Source organism: Sphingomonas sp. CCH9-E2, assembly GCF_001557215.1.
Taxonomy (GTDB): domain Bacteria; phylum Pseudomonadota; class Alphaproteobacteria; order Sphingomonadales; family Sphingomonadaceae; genus Sphingomonas.
Genome location: NZ_LSJM01000428.1, coordinates 1 through 2,180 on the forward strand (window position 1 = coordinate 1; position 2,180 = coordinate 2,180).

The 2,180-nt window shown below is 57.2% G+C and carries 2 protein-coding genes; both read left to right on the forward strand.

Annotated elements, in window-relative coordinates; all coding sequences use genetic code 11:
* Positions 1-299 (forward strand): hypothetical protein (locus tag AX681_RS19020; protein ID WP_066682629.1); only part of this gene is annotated, 299 nt, incomplete at its 5' end.
* Between the two features lie 466 nt (positions 300-765).
* Positions 766-1,992 carry a hypothetical protein gene (locus AX681_RS22160; protein ID WP_156442649.1) on the forward strand — a complete coding sequence of 409 codons (1,227 nt, stop codon included), beginning with the start codon at positions 766-768 and terminating at the stop codon, positions 1,990-1,992.
* Positions 1,993-2,180: the final 188 nt, after the last annotated feature.

Below are 2,180 nucleotides of genomic sequence, written 5' to 3' on the forward strand. Positions count from 1 at the left end.
CCGCCAAAGAGGCCCGCATCCCCTTCCCCTCGATGATTCGCGACTTCCGCGCCGATGGTCGCGACGCCATCTACCTGCGCGCCGGGCGGCAATGGTATCGCGGTACCTTCTTCGCCCCGTGCATCGAACTCCCCTGGGCCTGGCGCATCGGCTTCCGTCCTTCAGGCGGCGTCGGCGGAATCGACCGCTTCGCCAGCATCATCGTCCCCCGCGAAGGCGAATGCCGCCTCGCATCACTGGTCAAGATCGACGGCAAACCGCCGGAACGGGCCAAGAAGCCGGCCAAGCCAAAGGGCTGATCCTCGATCCTCCCCCGCCAGGGGGAGGTGGCATGCGAAGCATGACGGAGGGGGAGGACGGCTGCAGCCACGCGGCTCTGTCCCACAGCCGATGCTGACCGTTCCGCCCCCTTTGCCCACCATCGTCATCCCGGCCCTGTGCCGGGATCCACCGGGCGGCAGGCGCGGGACAAGAGGCTCTTTCGCGGGAAGTTCGGCACCGTGGATTCCGGCACAAGGCCGGGATGACGAAGCAGAAGGCGCCCGGTCGCCCCCCATCGCCCTCTCCCCTTGATAGGGGAGAGGGATACCGCAGCTTGGCGGATCCGCCGCCTAGCGAAGGTTGGGAGAGGGGTAGATCGGCGCGCAGCGCCGATCAGAGCTAGCATTTGCCCCCTATCAGCGGAAGTGTATCTAGCCCCGTTGCCGGCCAACCATTGACCTATTGTCGGACTGCCGCTTCAATCGCTCCATTAGGGGGCTAGACATGGGTCAAGACCGAAACGGAAAATCATCGCGCCTGAGCGAACATTTTCATAAGGTACGGCTAACGTCGCTGCTCTTATCGGTGTCACTCTTTCTTTCAACGATACACGGCAGTGGCAAAGTAATAACCAACCTCCTGCCGACAGATATCCCAGAGGCGGACATTCCGTTCATCATTTTCTGCCTAGTTGTGGCCGCAACTGTTAGCTTCCTTCACGCGTGGATAATTTGGGTCGGCGAGGTAAAGGATGTTGACGCCAGCCTACAGCCAGCCGGCGAAATGGTTGGAGAAATAGACTCCGTTACGAAATCATGCGAAAATGTGCTCTTGAGGGTTCATGTACCTTTGGATGAAATCAAAAATCAGTATAGTTCATTACAAATCTCCTCTCCTCCTGAGCGTTTTGCTATTCTTGATCAGGAAAGAATTATCGATTCTATCAAGCAATCTCCAACGCTACAAAATGCGGAACATCTAATAACTCATGTGATTGATGAAGCCCTAGCATCAATTTATGGAAAGGAATTGCGTGAAGCTACCGTCAATGGTCTTGCCGAAGCCGCATGGACATCACTCGGCAACACTGTTCAGAAGCCTGCCTACCTGACGATGAGGGCCGCGATGGATAGGTTCCTAGACGAGAGGGTCGCGAGGTTCACGACTTGGCCACCGTCGATCAAAAACACCAGCGCCCCGCCGACGATAGCTCAGTTTGTTTCCAATCTTGAACTGGAGATCAGAAGGCTGGTGAACCAAAATTCTGATCAGGCCACAGAGCTTCGTTCCCAGCTAGACGCCGTTCAGCGGCGGGTAGAGGCAGCGGTTCACACCAGCCGCAGCGCCCTTGTTCCTGAACTGCAAGCACTCCGCCGGCAGATGGCAGATGCACTTACCCCTCTTACTCGAGCGGTTCGCACAACAAAGGTACAAGTAAGGCTTTTTGATCTGGCGGTTCCCGGAGCCATTTATCTGATAGCCTTGGCACATGCGCTAGGCCGTCTCTTTACTCCAATTTTTCCGTCAGCCGCGACGGTGACCACTGCAATATTCGATAGGTTGACCGAGATCGGTTGGTGGGCCGAAGCACTGGTCGCTACGGCGCTGCTAGCTCCCGTCGTAGTCCTTATGACGTGGTCCTATAGTCCGCGCGGTCCCGTGAACGGGAGTTCGATTGTTAGCCGCTTAAAAATTCACCTCTTTTCAGCCCGCAAGAATTCTCAAGATTAAGCACTCAACTGTACCTTCGGCAGAGATCCGGCGCAGATCCGGGAACACCGCAGATCCGGGAGATCCGGGGACACAATACTTCGGAGATCCGGGGACACAATACTTAATTGCCGCAGTAAGGCGAGGTAGCTTCGGGCGAAGAGCGCGGCAATAACCCGCCCCCTCAACCCCGCGCCGCCTCCCAAGCA